The organism is Arenibacter certesii DSM 19833 (assembly GCF_000429545.1).
GTDB classification, from domain to species: domain Bacteria; phylum Bacteroidota; class Bacteroidia; order Flavobacteriales; family Flavobacteriaceae; genus Arenibacter; species Arenibacter certesii.
Window position 1 is genome coordinate 124560 of the sequence record NZ_KE386914.1, and the last position, 17952, is coordinate 142511.

Here is a 17952-nt window from a genome sequence, read left to right on the forward strand (position 1 = left end):
GTTCTATTTTAATAATAAAATGTGGTAATGGTTTACTTAGTTTCTTTGATACTTAATCTCGAGATCATTAGTTCTTACCTCCTTTAATTTTGCCCTTAACCGATTTTGCATCTCCGCTCTTACATTAGCATATTGTGGGTTATTTGCAAGGTTATTGTATTGTTTGGGGTCGTGCTCCATATCAAATAATTCCATCCCCGATCCGGCATCCTCATCGTATTGAATATACGCCCATTTTTTTGTCCTAATTAAAAAGGAATTTCCTCCCTGACTTACGGAAAAAGCCATATCCCGCACCTCAATATCAGGATTATCCAATGTTTTTGCGATACTTTTACCCTGAATGTTTTTAGAATATTTTAATCCTGCCAATTCTGCTACAGTGGGATAAAGATCCAATAATTCTGTAAATGAATTGCAAACCGCAGGTTCCTTGCCTGGCATTTTAATAATTAATGGTATCCGAACGGACTCCTCCTTCAAACTTACTTTCATCCAAAAACGGTGCTCCCCCAAATGAAAACCATGGTCTGAGGTAAATATAACAATAGTATTATCCTCCAAACCTTCTTCTTTTAGTGTGTTGAGTACCTTCCCCACCTGGGCATCCATATAAGACACCGATGCATAATAGGCAGCTACTGCTTTCTTTTCTTGCTCTTCCGACATTTCCCCATTTACACTGGTAACATAATTAATACCACGAGCTGGTATATCATCCCAATCATTATGGACTTTGGGAGGTAACACTATTTCCGAATGGGGATAAGGATCAAAATAAGATTTTGGTGCTACAAAGGGTACATGTGGTCTAACCAAACCCACGGCCAAAAAGAAAGGTTCATTTTTGTGCTTCCTGATTAATTCTATCGCCTTTTCTGCAGTCTTACCATCGGAATGCACTAAATCATCCCCATCTGCTTTTACTATGGTCATGACATTACCCCCTTTTCTTGGTTTATCTCCAAATGGATTGTTTTGCACCAATTCTGCCTCTCCCTCTGCTTTCCACTCAGGACCTTGACTATTATATCGTTCGGTCCAAGAGGCCTCGTCATCTTGACCGTCAGAACCAGTTTCAATATCAATAGGAACTCCCATATGGTAAATTTTACTTACCCGAGCTGTATAATATCCATTGTCTTTAAACAGCTGAGACCAGGACTTTCGTTTATCACCTACTTGTTCCCGACCGCTGACATATCCATAGGTTTGGGTTGCATTAGGGTAATATCCGAACATTAAGGAGGCCCGGGAAGGACCACAAACGGGATACTGAGAATAAGCGTGGGTGTACCGTGTCCCCTCTCTAGCTAGTTTATCTATGTTAGGGGTTTTACTAGCTATATTCTCATAGGAAGATACAGCTGTAGCCGTGAGATCATCCGCAATTATAAATAGGACATTAGGTTTCTTTCTGTCTTGTGCAACACCTATTGCTGAAATTATCAGTACTAAAAACAGTGCAAAATTTGTTCTCATATTGATAAATTTAGAGTGTGCCAACTGGTCTCTTTCCATTTGTGATCTTTTCATCTAAACTATACATCTGTTTTTTAAGATTGCTGATTTTTTCCGGCATTTCTTCCGCAAGATTGTATTCTTCTGAAATATCACTTTCCAAGTCAAACAAAAAAGTTCCCTCATCCTTAATAAGTAGTTTATACTTACCGTCTCTTATGCCTTCAAGCTTACCTTGTTTAGCATAATAAAGAAAGGGGTTAGAAGTCATTCTATGGTTTTGGTCAAAAAGCGCGGCAGACATGTCTACACCATCTATTTTAACATTTGGCAATTCTGCATTACAGATAGAAGCTATTGTAGGTAGTAGATCCATATTGGTTAGTACCTGGGTTTGTAAGCTCCCCGAAGGCACTTTACTTGGCCATCTAACGATACACGGGACACGCTGACCACCTTCCCAGGTGGTTCCTTTACCACCTCGTAAAGGTCCAGCAGATCCGCCTTCTGTTTTATATACTTTCCACGGACCATTATCCGATGTAAAAATAACCATGGTTCTTTCATCGATTCCGGATTCTTTGATGGTTTTTAAAATTTCACCAACGCTCCAATCTATTTCTTCAATGGTATCACCGTAGGGACCTCTCACACTTTTTCCTTCAAATTTCTTGGAGGAATAAATTGGAATGTGGGGCATGGGGTGTGCTAAATAAATGAAGAAAGGACTTGCTTTATTTTCTTTGATAAAATTGATGGTTTTTTGCGTTACTACTTTTGTGGAAAGCCGTTGGTCTGGATCCAGCTCTAGGGTGTCACTTTGTGAGAGAACAGGTAGTTTCCAAGGGTATGTGGAAGCCCTATTATTTATTAAGGATTGTTCTTTTTTACTCATGTCATTACTAAAGGGATACCCGTAAAATACATCAAACCCTTGCCTGTGGGGTAAAAACTTATCGTGGTGTCCTAGGTGCCACTTCCCAAAGCAGGCTGTTTTATAATCTATTTTTTTTAGAACTTCTGCTATTGTTTCTTCATCGGGATTTAATCCAGTTTTGGAATCGGGAAATAAAACCCCTTTTTCCAAACCTACCCTTTTTGGATAACTACCTGTCAGCAATGCTGCTCTAGATGGGGTGCAAACGGTAGCAGCTACATAGAATTGGGAAAGTTTCATGCCTTCTGCGGCCATTTTATCCAATTCTGGGGTGTGGATGGTAGGATTACCAAAACTACTGATATCCCCGTACCCCATATCATCAGTGTAAATTATTATAATATTAGGCTGACTTACATTTTGTGCAAATCCCATACTTGAACAGAGAATAACCATCAAGCGTATTGCATAAAGCTTTCTTATCATTTTAATTTGGTTTCATTGGTTGGAATTATTCTTATATCCTTGACTTTTTATTATAAAAATAATTACAGTTTAATTGTGTTGAACATGGTGCATTTTTTTTTACAAGAATATTTCTGTTAATTCCATATATCCTCTCCTTTTTGAGTATGATAATTTTCTAAATTATTTAATTTTCCAATGTCTTCATGTAAATTAAACAATTCTATGCCATTAACTTCATAGTAAACATGAAGTTTGTAATTGGAAAGCATTAACCTATTACCTTCGGATCGATAGTTAAAAATATTAACCTCTAATATTTTCATGAATGTTATAAAAAATTAGAAGTTAGTTATGTTCTTTTACTGGTTCATACCATTTAAGAATAAACCAGTATAAGGTTTTAAATAATTCAATTATGATTAAAACGAAAACAAAAACCTATAATCATCCAAATAATTTGATTCACGAATTAAGTTTAGTAATCCATAAGGGGGATCTTAATAGCGGCTGTTATGCAATGATATAAATCAAATTGATAAGATTTCCTATTCATAGATAGATAACAAACTTTAATAGAATAAAAAAGGACTAAAAGTTCCCCTTTGCTCCTTTTCCAACTAAATTAACCAACTCAAATCATTTATTTTACAAGAATTCTTTTTTAAAATTGGACCCTTCATATGTCACTATCTGATTATTTTAGATTATACCGATAATTTAGTAAGTCAGAACTGTTAACACGGGATAGTGATCTGAAGGCAATCGTGCCTCATTTGCGTAAAGTATCACATCCTTCGAATAAGCATCTAAATCCTGAAGTTCTTTAAGCTGATCAACATCCGTATGATAGGTGTCTGTTAAAATTCCATGCTTTAAAACATTAAAATTATCGCTCACAAAAATATGATCTATTCGGCTTTTACGATTTAAGTTTATATTAAAACCGTTAAAAGTTCCTTCAGCCCCATATTTAAGACTGGCTAAGTTATAAGCATCTTTTAGTATGGGAGAACCATCAAGAATCTTATATCCTTCGCTGGTTTGATCAATATTAAAATCGCCAGTCAACAAGACGGGGTTTTCTCTGGTAATTTCCTTGATTTTCTTTAAAATAAGTTTTGCGCTTTCTAATCTTGCCTTTGTCCCCACATGATCAAAGTGAACATTAAAAAAGAAAAATGTAAAATTCGTTACTTTATCTTTGAATTTACCCCAAGAACATATTCTAGGTAATGCTGCATCCCATCCCTTATTAGGTTGAGTAGGATCTTGAGACAACCAAAAATCCCCCTTATCCATAAGTTGAAACTTCTGGGTATTGTAAAATATAGCAGAATATTCACCTTTCTTTTTCCCATCATCCCTGCCAACTCCAATATATGCATAATTAGGGAGTGAATTAGATAATTCCTCCAATTGATGAACTAACCCTTCTTGAGTCCCAAAAATCTCAAAATCGTGAAATTGAATTAAATTGGCAACCGTTTTCTGCCTGTATTTCCAATTATTTAAAGAATCATTTGGGTTATCATACCGCAAATTATAACTGCCTACCCTAAATGTCTGTGAGAATGTAATATTCACCCCAGTAAAGAAGATTATTATAAAAATCAAAAATAAATTATCTACTGACTTCATAATTATTTATTTAAATATGAATAAAAGTTATAACTAACTAATAATAACGACTTGTAATAAATTAACAAAAGAAGTATCAATTAGTCTTTTTATTATATAATTGGTATTTAAAATAAGCCTCCTTGATATTGAAATCACCATTTTGATTTCCAGAGGCTTATTTTTACAAATCAATATTTAGAAGCTTACATCCTTGCTTTTAAATTATCCACAACAACTAAAGTTCCGATTTGTTATCACCAACCTGGATTTTGCTTTAAATTTGGGTTCATAAGAATATCTTCTTCGGGAATCGGGTAATAGTATCTTTTTTGATCCCAAATCCTGGGAACATTATCCAACCAAGTCAATTCTCCACTTGTTCCATTCGACAAACGTTGAGGATTAGGTTCGTTATTTATTGTAGGCCCAACAGCAACAAATTCGTAGGATACGTCAGGCAAAGGATTTGGCACTTCCAGAACAAAAATAACATCATCAATACCATCATCATTTAAATCCATTGGTTCGTTCAATGCTGGGACATAGAACCCTCTCCAGTTAATTTTCATCAAATCACCTCTATCCCATCGCCTCAAATCATCAAACCTAAACCCTTCCATAACCAGTTCAATTCCTCTTTCCCTTCTAACCTCCAATAAAACGGGGTCATTCAAATCAGGGAAATAATTTGATTTTAAATATTCATCTACCTGGGTCGGCAATTGACTTATGCCATTTTCAATACCTGCACGTCCTCTCAATGCTCCAATTGTTAGGGCCCAATCAGCATCATTTAGAGTTCCGAGTTCCGCCTTAGCTTCAGCATAATTTAGGAGTACTTCTGCATATCGAAGTATGGAAACAGAATTATCATTGTAGTCCCTTAGATCATAATAATTATCATCTAAAACCCATTTTATAGGTTGATAGCCGGTGAGAACATATTGAAAAGTTGGTGGGGCTGGAACAACTCTGTCCCCGTTGGTTCTTGTGTAATCGCCAAGTCTTATAGTTTGCTTTAGCCTTAAGTCTCGATTTTTAACTTCTTCCTTAAAAATCGTAGTTTCAAAGTCAGGACTAGAAGTGAAAGGTGTTCCATCCAAATTAAGATAAGTATTGATAAATTGTCTTGACAAACTAGATTTAACGCCATAAGTGGGACTAGTATATTTCCAATTGGCACCATGCAATACACCCAACTCCTGGTCCATTACCACAGCAAGCATTACTTCTGTATTTACAGGGCTTTTACTAATGAAGAGATTGCGGTAAGTTAAATCCGGTGTGCCAGAATAGTTTAAAGAGTATCCTGAATTCTCAATAACCAGTTTTGCTGCAGATTCAGCTTCTTCCAACCAAAAATCGGCGCTTGCTTGTAGTTCAAGTTCAGAATGGTATTTCCGATAAGTACCTTCAAACAAACAAATTCTGGATTTAATACCATAGGCTACCCATTTTGATATAGTACTACTGGTTGGGTCTACATTGGTTGTGATATTATTACAAGCATAATCTATATCGGCCAAAATAGAATCCATTACAATAGCTCTGGAATCTCTTTCTGCATACAAAAGATCATCATCACTTATCTCTGGTACTTCTCCTACCCATGGTACCTCTCCAAAACGCTTTAGTTTTTCAAAATAAAACATCGCTCTAAAAAATTTGGACAATCCATTATAGTGATTTCTAACAATAGGATCAATCTCCTCTGAGTTATTATTTTCCAGAAAAAAATTAATATTTCTTAAATCCGACCAACTCCATCCTGAGCTCTGATTAGCCCCATAACTTTTTGTAAGAAATTGATCAATTGAATTTCGTGCAATATAATCAGACATGTCATCGCCCAAGTAAATGTCTTGTGCTGACGGTAATATATTATAAAATGAATTCGTATATAGCTGTAAACCTGCTTCAGTATTAAATACAGATTCTTTTGACACCTCAGCTTTAGGGAGCTCTTCCATTTCACAAGATGTAGAAATAAGAGCAATGAACGTTAACCATATAATTAAGTATCTCATAGTCTTTTATTTTTTTTTGTTAGAATGTGGCAGAAATCCCAAATGAAATTGTTTTCAACATGGGATAATTTAGTGCATTTCCAGACCTACGTCCTTCACCTGAAGTTAAGTCAGGATCCGATCCACCAATATTTTCCACATCAAAATCTGTTGTTCTTTTATATAATGGTGACGTTGTCCATAGGTTTTCTCCAGAAACATAAAGTTTAACGTTAGATAAAAAAGAAAGGTTTTTCATGACACTTTCAGGTAGATTGCCTCCAATTTGAATGTTTTTCAATCTAAGGTATGCAACGTTCATTATATAACGCGACTGTACAACAGAAAGTTCCCTTCCAGCTCCTTGTGCAATATATCCTCTATACCTCGGTAAAAATGCATTAGGATTACTTTCGGACCAAACATTGTCCTGATGCCACTTTGGCAACATATTATATGGCCTATTGTATTGTCCCCAGAATGAACTTGCCTCTCTATCTGGAAACCAATCCTGCTTCCCCACTCCCTGAAAGAATGCAGAGAAAAAGAAATTATTCCAATCTGCGCCTAGGTTAAACCCGTAAGTAAATCTAGGACTGGAATTCCCTACAACTTTGAGATCGCCAGGATCACTTATCCTATTTTGACCAATATCTACCTTGCCATCCCCATCCAAATCTGCGAATTTTATATCCCCAGGTAACCAAATATTATTAGATGAAACTTTAATATATGACTGGTCTGCATGGGCATCAATTTCCGCTTCACTTTGAAATAACCCTTCCGTTTCAAAACCCCAAATTTCACCTAACCTCATACCTTCATAGTAATTGGATAACAGTTTCTCTGGATTATTAAATTTTGTAATTACCGATTTGTTGTCAGCCAAAATAAAACGAAGATCATAGTTAAAAGGTTTGCTGGCTAAATCAAATTGATTTCTCCAACTCATTGAAAGTTCCCAACCATTTGTTTTCATATCAGCATAATTCCCTTTTGGCACAGTAGCTCCAAAAATAGCTGGTACAGGCAAACCGGTAGTATACATATCTTTAGTTAACCGTTGATAAATATCTGCAGTTACATTTAACTTATTTGAAGCAAAACTTAAATCAACACCAAAGTTTGTTGTTGTTGCAGTTTCCCAGGTTAACCCCAGTGGTATAATGTTGGGCTGAGAAGTGTAAGCAGGCCTTGTTCCATTGATTATCCTTCCCAATTGAGATATGTTAAACAATTCCATGTAAGAATAGGGAGAAACATTCCCATTCCCCAATGAACCATACGAAGCCCTCAATTTAAAATTGGATACTATATCTCTATCAATATTCCAAAAGGATTCATTCGATAAAATATATCCAACAGAAATAGATGGAAAAAAAGCAGTTTGTTGATCCGAAGGAAATTTCGAAGAAGCATCGAGTCTTCCATTTAATTCTAACAGATACTTGTCTTTAAAGCTATAATTGACTCTATAAAATTGACCGGCAACGCGCCATTTATCAAAGCCCCCATCAACGTTAATATTTTCACCAATAGTTAACGCAATATTTTCTGCATCTTCAAATAAGATACCATTTCTAGATCCCGTAAAAGACTCGTAGGCTCTTTCTTCATAATTAAATCCAGTCATTATTTTAAAATAATGATTCTCATTAAATGTGGTTTCATACTCTCCATAAATGTTTGATGCAATATAATTTGTCTCAGCACTAATTCTTCTGATATCATTCGTTGTTGTACCAACATAATTTACGACACCCTCTTGCCGGCTAAATGGCACTTGAACCCGTCTACGAAATGATGATCGATTATCCATAGAGAACGTAAAATCCCCTCGAATTCTCAATTTATCATCAAGAAATTTCGCGGTTAAACCAGTCGTGTTTTTGATGAGAGCTCTTTTTGTGTCTTCTCCGTTTTTCCCATACCACATATCACCTACAGCATAAGACCCTGCATGGGTTAATGTTCCGTCTGGATTAAACATGGGAGAGGTAGGATGTCCTTCATCCGCAATATTTCTCCATATACCACCACCTTCTCCAACGTTTAACGGCTGGTGGTATTTTTGAACCGAATATTCCGTATTATTATCTAAACTGAACCAGTCAGTAATTTTTATTTCCCCTTTAGCTCTAAAGTTATACATTGAATAATCATCAGAATTATATCTGAATAATCCTTCTTGATTATTGTACCTTCCAGATATATAATAGCTAATCTTATCGTTGCTCCCAGAGACAGAAATATTTTGATCAATAGATGTTAATATATCTTTATACAACAATCCATACCAATCTGTACTAGCGTAGTAGATATAGTTACCGTCACCATCTATTTCATAATCGGGAAGGTTAGGATTTTCGGAACGTCTTTTTAATTCCTCTAGGTAAGCTAATGAAAAACTTTGTGTTTTATTGATAGAAGAAGGAATTCTACTGTAGTCGTTCCAAGCATTATATGCTTCATTAAAATTCTTAGCAAATGTATAACCGTCAGTTACAAAATCAGGCACTGTTGTTGGCGATTTAAAACCGGAGTTTAAAGTGTAATTTATAGTTATTTTATCTTTTTTAGGAGTCTTAGTGGTAATCAATACAACACCAAAAGTTCCTCTTGCACCGTATACTGCAGCTGAAGCGGCATCCTTTAAAACCGAAATGCTTTCTATATCATTGGGATTAAGTAGACTGGGATCCCCCTCAACCCCATCAATCAAGACGAGAGCGGACCCTCCCTGCCCAATGGAAGACGCTCCACGTACATTAAAACTTGCGGAACGACCTGGCTTTCCATCTGCAAGATTTATATTCAAGTTGGGAACAACGCCCTGCAATGCTTGAGTAACATTATTTATTGGACGATTCTCTATTACTTCAGAGCCTACCTGACTCACGGCACCTGTTAAATTAACTTTTCGTTGCGTACCATATCCCACCACAATCACCTCATCCAATCCAGCAGCACTTTCCTCCAATACAATATTAACATTGGTTTGTCCATTCACAGGTATTTCTTTAGTGGCAAAACCTACATAGGAAACGACAAGGGTTGCAGTGCCACTCTCAACACTTATAGTAAAGTTACCATCAAAATCTGCGGTCACCCCGTTGGTTGTCCCTTTTTCAACCACATTGGCCCCTGGCAGCGGAGTTCCAGTATCATCTTGTATAGTTCCATTAATGGCGAATTGTTGTATTAATTCCCCAACTGGAACACTTTTATCCATTTTTATGATATTTTCAATTTGTTTGGTAAGCACAATTTGCCGATTGTCCATCACCTCATACTTAATAGGTGTTCCCTTAAAAAGTTGATCAAGGATATCATAGATATTCACTTTGTTAACATGTAAGGAAACTGTTCTTTTAAGATCTATTTCTTTGTTTTTGTACAAAAACCTAAATTCACTCTTCTTTTCAATTTCCTTAAAGACATCCGCGATACTTACTTGATCGTGATTTATGGAAATTTTGGTGTTCTGTGAATAAAAATTCGCTTGGATCTTAAAAAGTGAAACTAGTAGCAATAACGCGGTCAGTTTCATTTTGAGAGTCATTTTTAAAGGAATGGACTTGAGCCATCCCTTAAAGCACATATTTTTCATATTTCTGGTCGGTTAATCGGTTTAACAAAAATTTACGTTACATCACATTAGCTCAATTTAAGAGATGGTGGAATATGCCCCATTTTATGTGACAAAACAAATCCTGGTTTTAAATTTTGATTTTTTACTTCATTGGCTCGTTTTAATTTATAGTGATTGTTCTGTTTTTATCAATTAAATAGTTGTTAAGGCTATTTTTTGAAATATAGGCCATAACTTGCTCAATACTTTCGAGTTCTATATTAAAAGTGGCTGTGAAAATTTCATCATCTAAAGCCCGGTTATTATTTATTATTTTACAATTATAACTCCGCTCTAATTTTTTAATAATATCCTTAAAAGCTACTCCCCTAAAAATTAATTGGTCTTTCATCCAAGCAGTAGTCATCGAAATATCAGCTTCCGCAATTGTAATACTTTCATTTTTCTTATTAAAAATGGCTACCTGCTCCGGCAGAAGAAGTGTTGCTGAATTATTCTTGGATTGTTTTGAAAATAGTTCAACAGACCCCTCCACCAATACAGTGTGCATATTTTGATCCTCTATATAAGCCGAAACATTAAATTGAGTTCCCAATACCCTAACCTTCACATTGTTTGCATTTACAATAAAAGGGTCTTTGTTTTTTGCAACATCAAAAAATGCCTCCCCTGACAGAAAAACGGTGCGATTCTCACCATGAATAAAATTTACAGGAAATTTCATACCGGATCCAGCGTTTAAAAATACCCTTGTACCATCAGAAAGAATTACTTGAAATTTTTTACCATATGGTACTTTAAGGGTGTTGTAAACCAATTCAGATAATTTAGTATCTGTATATTGGATTCCATGTTGAACTTGTTTCCCAATAACTTCTCCATTTTCCGAGACAATATCTTTAATTTCTTCCTCCTTTAAGATTACTGAACGCCCATTCTCCATTTGCAAGGTTATGGTTTGCTCATTATTAAAGGGCTCAGAAATGGAGGCGGCATGCTTCTCTCTTATAAAGATTAATAGCACACCTACTAATACAACTAATATGGCTGCATATCTAGAGACCCTAAATATTCTTCTCCTAGCATAAGATTTCTTATCCTTTCTAATTATTTCTTGTACGTGTTTATTAACATTTTCACTATCATAATCACCTAACTTATAATATACTGAGTAATTAATTTTCGAAAAGTCCTTAAAAACATCGGTGTTTCCTGGCTGCTCCAGCCACGAAATTAGCTCATCCAGCTCCTCTTCCTTTAGAGAATGGCTAAGGTACTTCACTATTAGGTTATCGATATAATTGGACTTCATAGCTTATCAATTCTACACATAATACGTAACCAATTTACTAGTCCCCTATTATTTATCAAAAAATATTATCATATTTGAATAGACACTCATAAAATGTATGGATAGTAAGTTGAATTTCAAAAACAATTCAGTTTTGATAGAGCAGCTAGAAAAGGGCAATGAACAGGCATTTGCTTATTTGGTAAAAGCCTATAACCATAAGTTATGTGTATACGCCAACAGTTTGGTGAATAACCCAGCAAAATCGCAAGATATAGTACAGAATGTATTTGTTAAAATTTGGAAGAATAGAAAAAAACTAATAAAAAGTTTTTCAATCAAGGGCTATATGTACCGCGCCGTTCATAATGAATTTATTGATCAATATAGAAGTACCAAATCCTTATTGGCCATAGAAGAATTATATATGGATACCATTCTGCAATATGAAATGGAAACTGAAATGGAAAAGACTGAAAAATTAATGAATCTTGTTATGGCGGCTATAAATGATCTTCCTCCCAAATGTAGACAGATATTTCTTCTAAGTAAACAAGAAGGCTTGGATAATATTGAAATTGCCGAGTACTTGGCCATATCGCGTAAGACGGTCGAGAATCAAATAACAAGAGCTTTCAGAATTCTAAGGGAAAAATTAGGAAAGAAGTATGAACTGGTCATATTGATCGTCTTTGGATTAGATAATAAAAACTTAACTAAACGACTTCAATGAATAATATCCAAATATTGAAAACCCTGAAATACACTATCCCGTAAACCGTTTAAGTTAGATTATAATAAAAACATCTGACTGAGGTCATGTATTCTTTTTTGCCAACTGTGTATCTTTAGCATAATCCACTTCTTTTGGCTTTGGCCCATATTTATTTTCTCCGGGAGTGCCCTCAGTTATAACAGGAGGCATTAACATAGCTGACGCAATAAATGAATTGACGGAGATGAACAACATATAACAGCGTATACCTAAATCCATCAGTATATTTACTCAATTTTGGTATAAATAAGGCCAGCATATAAAATATTAAAAATGACCCGTAGCCGACAGCATACCCCATACTCAATAGTATCTAAGGTAGTTTTAATGCTAAGTATATAATTATAATATTAAAATAAACAAATATCCAAAAGTTAATTCTTCTTGCTCTACCATTGAAGTCATCATACTGTTTCCATCCGTTTTTTAGAGTACATCCCGAACGTAATTTCTTTTAATTGTATCAGAATAACTATGAATAAACAATTTTGAGAATATCACGTTTTTTAACCGATTCTGATTAAAATGATGATTATATTAAACAAATTAATTATTATATAAGTAGGGTTGATTAAATGTTACAATAAAATAGAGATCTTACGCTACAACAATACGCAACAGCTATAATAATGCTAATTTTATAGTGTCAATTACTTCATGGAAAGACCATAAAATCTTTTATGGAGATCAACACTATCAATCAAAAGGTTCAGTTCGGGCAATCCCGTCTGAACAAGCCGGGTAAACCCGTCTAAATGAGTCGGGCAGGTCCTGGTGGGAGCATTCAAATAACAATTAGTCAATTAAAAAATAACAAAATGAAAACAAAAACGGTAGAACTAGTAGCTAGTCCAAGGCCGCCCCATTTTGTAGGGGACGGATTTAGGGTACATAATTTTATTCCAAGCGGATTCCGGATGGATATGGAGCGAATGAGCCCCTTTATTATGCTGGACTACAATTCCAAATATACTTTTCCGCCTTCCAACACTCCTAAAGGGGTTGGTGTGCATCCCCATAAGGGTTTTGAAACGGTAACCATTGCGTATAAAGGCAGAGTAGCGCATCACGACAGTAGTGGTGGTGGTGGAATAATAGGGGAAGGCGATGTACAATGGATGACTGCCGCTAATGGGGTGCTACATAAGGAATACCACGAAACCGAATGGAGTAAAAAGGGAGGCGAATTTCAGATGGTACAATTATGGGTAAACCTTCCCGCAAAGGACAAGAAAAGCGATCCAAAATACCAGGCCATTAAATATGAAGACATCAATCGATATGAATTGAAAGATGGATCGGGTACTATTGAAGTCATCGCGGGTGAATATAAAGGCACAAAAGGGTCTGCTTCTACCTTTACACCCGTACATATGTTTAATGCCAAACTGAACAACGGCGGAAAGGCAGATTTCCAATTTCCGGCCCATTACAATACAGCCTTGCTTGTTATAGAAGGAAGTATGGTAATCAACGGCAATGAAGAGGTGCCCACAGACCATTTAGCATTAATGGCAAACGACGGAGAAACTTTTGAAATTAAAGCGACAGAGAATGCCGTGGTGTTGGTGTTGAGCGGAGAACCGATTAATGAGCCCATTGCTGCACAGGGCCCCTTTGTAATGAATACCAGAGAAGAACTTATGGAGGCCTTTAACGACTTCAATACCGGTAAGTTCGGTTATTTGGAAGATTAAATAGTAGGTTCGAAAGAAACCTTTCTTAAAATAGTATTTTTTTTATACTTAACCGCAAAATCATTTGCCACGACGTTTTGTGCCGTGGCATTTGTGTTTGTACCTAGTTTCAATGCATGAATGTACATCCCTGATATGGGATGACCACTTAAAAATAATCAGTTGTACTCCATTAACACTGAGTTCCATGAACATAAACAGTAATCAATTTGAGTGGGCGGTAAAGGAGGTGGGATTTCTCAATCGTTGCGAAAAGCAACTTATGTCGAAATGCCGATTTTCAGTAATCGGTGGTCAGTTGAAGCTAATAGCACTATACTATTAGTTATGAAGCGATTAAAATTATATTAGCAATGATCTATTCCCTCTTTTGCTCTCAAATAAGGAATATACTTCCGGTTTTGTTTTCCTGATCCGCAGAGAACCTTAATGTAAATGCCACGGTTTGCATTTACGTGAAGAGGCCAGCTGATGCGCTAGAGGAATCCCGAAGCTTCGAGACCGAGATTCAACTTTTTATTTTTTTATAAAAGCGTGGCGTTTTTGAAAACGTTGACTCAAAAAAATTCATTATCAGATTTCTATAGCGATTATTTGAAATATCAAATTCCATTTTCAGGAAACATATTGAGCCATTTCTTGGCATTATGTAAGTAGATCTTATCTACCACCTGCTTTGGTAGCTTTAAGCCTTTAAATTCTTCATTTACCAGGTTGCTTGTCATTACCTCATCGGTTACAAAAAATCGCCAGTCCCGGAACCAGGTATCATGCATCTCCTGCATTAATTCATCAGCATCATCCTTTCCATCATCGGTCAAATCCGTGGCATAGAGTACACGATCTTGGTACTTTATAAAAAAGTTGCGCACCTTTTCCCTGTCCTCTGCGGTCTGATAAAAAACCTGACCCATTCTAGCAGCTAGGTCTATGGACATATTGGGAAACTTATCTAGCCTTTCTGCCAATTCATCTACGCTCCACTCTAAACTCCCCATATGTGCTCCAATAAACACTAGATCCGGGTGTTTTTCCAACATTCGGTCCCGGGCGGCTATCTGTTCTTCATAAGAGGGTAGTTCTGGGTGTTGGTACATATGGTACTGTGGATGTTCTTCAAAATATGCCCTATCATTATTGGTAGTCATTTCCTCTAAAGGAAGCCAACAGTTTTTTGGTTCTCCCAAGTGACCTACCAAAGGTATCTTCTTACTTACCAGGTGATTGAAGATAGCATCTAATCTAGGATGGTCTATCATAATCAACTGGTTGTCTTTATCGCGAAAAACCATACCAATATTCTTCCAAACCTTAACACCAATTGCTCCTTCTTCAAAACTCTTATCCAGCCACGCAATAGTATTCATTATAAAATCGGGATTATCCCAATCTTCTATAGAAAATGAGGAGACGACTTCATACTGCCCTGGATGCGCTTTCTTTTGCGCAAAACTATAACTGTATTGTGATTTTATGAGTTCCTTTCCTTTAGAAAGGTCCACCATAATATTAAGCAACCGAAAATTATCTTTCTTTGCTTGTTCTACAAAACTGTTCCGATTGGTAAAAACGTGAATATGAGTATCTATTTTAGCTACCTTATTAAAGTCTTCCAAAGTATAATATTCCTGGTTTTCCATGCATGATATTGTTAATAGTATTAATAAAGGACTCCACCGATGTAGTTTCATTTGGTTGGTTTTTATATTGATATCATCTGATAAAAGGAAGCCTCCATAAACTTACATTTTGCATATAAAGAAGTGCCTACTTTTTATTTACTAGCATTAATTTCTATAGGGGACTTACGCATTTAATGTGGGATTACTTATTTTTCTTATTTAATAGAAGTACTAACGGCTACTCAACCAGCCGCATCTTTTTCATCGGTTTTATCCGATTTAGGTAAAATGTTTTGCGCCTTATTATCTAACACAAGCGGTCCTACGAGATTTTCCCTGAAGAAAAACAGGAACAATAATCCAACTACCAACGCTATTATTGCTGGAACCAACCAAATGGATTCCCATTGGTAACTTAATACCCCCTTAATTTCTACAAGAAAATTATCGGTTACAGCTCCGGATACAAAAGAGCCAATAAACATCCCCACCCCATAGGTAGCAAAAGTGATTAGCCCTTGAGCAGAATTTCTAAAGGAAGGTTTACACTTTTTATCTATATAGATCTGTCCCGATACAAAGAAGAAATCATAACAAACCCCATGTAAAATAATCCCTAAATACAGCATCCAAATTCCAGGACCTATATCTCCATAAGCAAAGAGAAGGTACCGGACTACCCAGGCAAAAATACCTATCAGCATCATTTTTTTAATGCCCAGCCTTCTAAAAGCAAGCGGCATCAGCAACATAAACAACAATTCAGAAACCTGCCCCATTGTCATCTTAGCAGCGGCATTATCCATCCCCATATCATTCAGAAAAGGATTGGCAAAATTGTAATAAAATGCCAAGGGAATACAAACTAAAATTGAGCTAACAAAAAATACGATAAAGGACCTTTTCTTAAATAAAACCAAGGCATCCAATCCTAGAATGGAGGAAATGCTTGCACTTTTACCCGTAGGCGGCGTACTAGGCAGAAAGAAACTTAGTATGCCCAGTACTAAAGAACAATAGGCCGCAATACGAAAGGTCATATAAGACGATTCCAGTTCCATAAACCCTATTAAAAGTCCAGCTGCAATCCATCCTACAGTCCCTAATACCCTAATCCGCGGAAATTCCTTATCGGGGTCCTCCATTTGTGAGAACGAAATGGAGTTCACCAAGGACATAGTAGGCATATATAATAAAGTATAGAGCAAAATCAACCACCAAAATTCTTGAAAATGAGAAACGGTACTTATATAATACAAGGTGGCAGCACCCATTACGTGCAATGTTCCCAATACCTTTTGTGCGGAGAAGAATCGGTCAGCTACCAGTCCCACAAAAAAAGGAGAAATAATAGCGGCAATAGAAAGGTTGGCATAGGCTGCCCCTACCTGTGTGGCATTTACCTCCAAGGTAGACATTAGATAGGTGCCCATGGTAACATACCACGCTCCCCATATAAAATACTCTAATAGCATTAATACGGATAGTCGTAATCTTACGGTGTTTTTCATGCTGGTAGTTGGTTATATTTTTTATTGGATGATTCAATTGGTCAGAAAGAAGCACCGTTTATTTTTAGGTCTAGGATGATATTATTATCACATCCTGGTCTTATATCGACTCCATATATTTCAATTTTCTATCGGAACAAGGGAAAACCTGACCTTTTTAGATCAGGCTTCTTGTTCTTCCATAAAGGTCACACTAATTACTAAGCAGAGGAGCTATTTGTTCTGCAGAAGTTACTCCTGGAGGGAGTTCTATTACTTTTAAATTTCTAAAGTGAATTTCCGCTCCTTCAGATTCCAAACATAAATACCCTTTCTTTTGTGTAGATTTAGAAATTCCGTTAACGAATTTACCATTCACCGCAAGTTTAATCACTCCGTCTACACAAACAACATCATAGGTATTCCATTCACCTTTTCCCTTGGCTCTATTTTCTATGGACTTACTTCTCTCCCCTCTTGGATTGTCTGGTTTAGTTACTACTCCACCTACACCCCAAACTTCTCCATGAACATAGGCTATGGGTTGGGGAACCCCATCTTTTGCATTTATATTTACCCAATCCAATTCCAACATCTGGATTTCCACACCATCTGGCAAGGGGGAATTCCCTTTGGGATCTGCGCCACTCCAAGCAAAAATGCCCGAATTACCTCCGGCTTCCATATGGCGCCATTCTACATGCAGAATAAAGTTTTCATATTGTTTTTCTGATCTTACCACTCCAATTGGATGGCCTAAATTTACCAACACCCCATCATCACCAACAGTCCACCCTTCTTTGACGGTATTCACATTTATCCATTTAATGGTAGCTTCTTCTCCAGATTTACCAGAGATCATATTTTCCCAGGTATTATCGCTACCAAATTCAAATTCGAATGCTTCATTTTGAGCATTAGCGTGGCACCCCGTTAGTGCAATCAATACTACCGATAAATGGGCAATTTGTTTTCTAATTGAGATTTTCTTCATTTTCTTATGGTTATATATTTTTTTTACAATATAGTAATGGTCCTACATATTACCGCATA

General features: G+C 36.3%; 11 protein-coding genes. 2 read left to right on the forward strand and 9 right to left on the reverse strand.

Annotated elements, in window-relative coordinates:
- Positions 1 to 36 precede the first annotated feature (36 nt).
- The 6 genes from G466_RS0119430 to G466_RS22810 all read right to left on the reverse strand — a co-directional run bounded on the left by G466_RS0119430 (position 37) and on the right by G466_RS22810 (position 11336).
- Positions 37 to 1482, reverse strand: coding sequence for a sulfatase (locus tag G466_RS0119430; protein WP_026815108.1), 1446 nt, complete (start codon positions 1480 to 1482; stop codon positions 37 to 39).
- 10 nt (positions 1483 to 1492) lie between these two features.
- Positions 1493 to 2824, reverse strand: a complete 1332-nt coding sequence (locus G466_RS22805) for a sulfatase family protein (RefSeq protein WP_084419005.1) — start codon at positions 2822 to 2824, stop codon at positions 1493 to 1495.
- A gap of 699 nt (positions 2825 to 3523) precedes the next feature.
- Positions 3524 to 4444, reverse strand: coding sequence for an endonuclease/exonuclease/phosphatase family protein (locus G466_RS0119445; protein WP_084419008.1), 921 nt, complete (start codon positions 4442 to 4444; stop codon positions 3524 to 3526).
- Positions 4445 to 4680: 236 nt separating this feature from the next.
- Positions 4681 to 6453: a RagB/SusD family nutrient uptake outer membrane protein gene (locus G466_RS0119450; RefSeq protein ID WP_026815111.1), complete on the reverse strand. Its 1773-nt coding sequence runs from the start codon at positions 6451 to 6453 to the stop codon at positions 4681 to 4683.
- A 19-nt stretch (positions 6454 to 6472) separates the two neighbouring features.
- A complete protein-coding gene (locus tag G466_RS0119455; protein WP_026815112.1) occupies positions 6473 to 9982 on the reverse strand; it encodes a TonB-dependent receptor in 3510 nt (1169 codons plus the stop codon).
- A 202-nt stretch (positions 9983 to 10184) separates the two neighbouring features.
- Positions 10185 to 11336 carry a FecR family protein gene (locus tag G466_RS22810; RefSeq protein ID WP_034236247.1) on the reverse strand — a complete coding sequence of 384 codons (1152 nt, stop codon included), beginning with the start codon at positions 11334 to 11336 and terminating at the stop codon, positions 10185 to 10187.
- 97 nt (positions 11337 to 11433) lie between these two features.
- Here G466_RS22810 and G466_RS22815 point away from each other — a divergent pair, with 97 nt between their 5' ends.
- Together G466_RS22815 and G466_RS0119475 are read left to right on the forward strand one after the other, a co-directional pair.
- Positions 11434 to 12048: an RNA polymerase sigma factor gene (locus G466_RS22815; protein WP_051315788.1), complete on the forward strand. Its 615-nt coding sequence runs from the start codon at positions 11434 to 11436 to the stop codon at positions 12046 to 12048.
- 860 nt (positions 12049 to 12908) lie between these two features.
- Entirely contained in the window at positions 12909 to 13787 is an 879-nt protein-coding gene (locus tag G466_RS0119475; protein ID WP_026815113.1) for a pirin family protein, read from the forward strand.
- A gap of 602 nt (positions 13788 to 14389) precedes the next feature.
- Here the strand turns inward: G466_RS0119475 and G466_RS0119485 are convergent.
- From G466_RS0119485 to G466_RS0119495, 3 genes are all read right to left on the reverse strand, one after another.
- Positions 14390 to 15427, reverse strand: a complete 1038-nt coding sequence (locus G466_RS0119485; protein WP_034236248.1) for an amidohydrolase family protein — start codon at positions 15425 to 15427, stop codon at positions 14390 to 14392.
- A 224-nt stretch (positions 15428 to 15651) separates the two neighbouring features.
- Positions 15652 to 16920 (reverse strand): nucleoside permease, encoded by a 1269-nt coding sequence (locus G466_RS22820; RefSeq protein ID WP_051315790.1) that lies wholly within the window; start codon positions 16918 to 16920, stop codon positions 15652 to 15654.
- 193 nt (positions 16921 to 17113) lie between these two features.
- Complete coding sequence (locus tag G466_RS0119495; RefSeq protein ID WP_026815115.1) at positions 17114 to 17893, reverse strand: 3-keto-disaccharide hydrolase; 780 nt, start codon at positions 17891 to 17893, stop codon at positions 17114 to 17116.
- Positions 17894 to 17952: the final 59 nt, after the last annotated feature.

Bases quoted from the DNA above. Each gene is read 5' to 3' on its own strand.
- G466_RS0119430 (WP_026815108.1), bottom strand. From the start codon at position 1,482: ATGAGAACAAATTTTGCACTGTTTTTAGTACTGATAATTTCAGCAATA.
- G466_RS22805 (WP_084419005.1), bottom strand. From the start codon at position 2,824: ATGATAAGAAAGCTTTATGCAATACGCTTGATGGTTATTCTCTGTTCA.
- G466_RS0119445 (WP_084419008.1), bottom strand. From the start codon at position 4,444: ATGAAGTCAGTAGATAATTTATTTTTGATTTTTATAATAATCTTCTTT.
- G466_RS0119450 (WP_026815111.1), bottom strand. From the start codon at position 6,453: ATGAGATACTTAATTATATGGTTAACGTTCATTGCTCTTATTTCTACA.
- G466_RS0119455 (WP_026815112.1), bottom strand. From the start codon at position 9,982: ATGAAACTGACCGCGTTATTGCTACTAGTTTCACTTTTTAAGATCCAA.
- G466_RS22810 (WP_034236247.1), bottom strand. From the start codon at position 11,336: ATGAAGTCCAATTATATCGATAACCTAATAGTGAAGTACCTTAGCCAT.
- G466_RS22815 (WP_051315788.1), top strand. From the start codon at position 11,434: ATGGATAGTAAGTTGAATTTCAAAAACAATTCAGTTTTGATAGAGCAG.
- G466_RS0119475 (WP_026815113.1), top strand. From the start codon at position 12,909: ATGAAAACAAAAACGGTAGAACTAGTAGCTAGTCCAAGGCCGCCCCAT.
- G466_RS0119485 (WP_034236248.1), bottom strand. From the start codon at position 15,427: ATGGAAAACCAGGAATATTATACTTTGGAAGACTTTAATAAGGTAGCT.
- G466_RS22820 (WP_051315790.1), bottom strand. From the start codon at position 16,920: ATGAAAAACACCGTAAGATTACGACTATCCGTATTAATGCTATTAGAG.
- G466_RS0119495 (WP_026815115.1), bottom strand. From the start codon at position 17,893: ATGAAGAAAATCTCAATTAGAAAACAAATTGCCCATTTATCGGTAGTA.